Genomic DNA, 726 nt, shown 5'->3' on the forward strand with positions numbered 1-726 from the left:
CGGCCGGGACACCGCGATCACGCAGGATTGGAGCCAGCCAACCAAATACGGTGAACGACAGCATCGACTGTAGCACCATGAAGATCGTAACCTGCCATGCAAGCGGGCACTGCCACAGGCCGCGCGACACGATCCGTCCTCGATGACCGACCACCTGCGGCGACTGCACATGAGGACGCCAGCAGAGTGCTGCGACGAGAGCCGGCAATGCCCAGAAGGCGAGCGCGGGTGCCCATGCACCGTGGAACTGCCGCTCGAGTGGCACGGTCAAACCAGCCGCCATCGCGGCACCCGCGCACAACGCCATCGTGTACAGCCCCGCCATCAGACCAGTACGGTCGGCAAAATCCCGTTTGATCAGACCGGGCAGCAGCACATTGACGACCGCGATCGAGGCGCCGGCGAGGATCGTGCCCGCGAACAGCGCGATGACCGGACCGGCCACCCTCAACGCGGTACCAACCGCAAGCAGCAGCATCAGCCAGAAAATGATCCGTTCGGCGCCAAACCGGCGTGCGAGAGCAGGACTGGCCGGCGCAAAGATGCCAAGGCACAGGACGGGCAAGGTCGTGAGCGCGCTCGCCATCGTGGGCGCAAGGCCATTCGCACGGACTACTTCAGGCAGCAACGAGCCGAGGCTCGAAAACAGCGGACGGAGATTGAGCGCGACCAGGACAAGGCTGGCTCCAAGCAATACCTTCCCGCGAACTCTGGGGAGTGCTTCAA

General features: G+C 64.2%; 1 protein-coding gene. It reads right to left on the reverse strand.

The features are described 5' to 3' along the window. A partial coding sequence (locus HV670_RS30265) for an MFS transporter (RefSeq protein WP_343054535.1) occupies positions 1-726 on the reverse strand: 726 nt, incomplete at both ends.

The sequence above is a fragment of the Pararobbsia alpina genome (assembly GCF_902859895.1).
GTDB classification, from domain to species: Bacteria; Pseudomonadota; Gammaproteobacteria; order Burkholderiales; family Burkholderiaceae; genus Pararobbsia; species Pararobbsia alpina.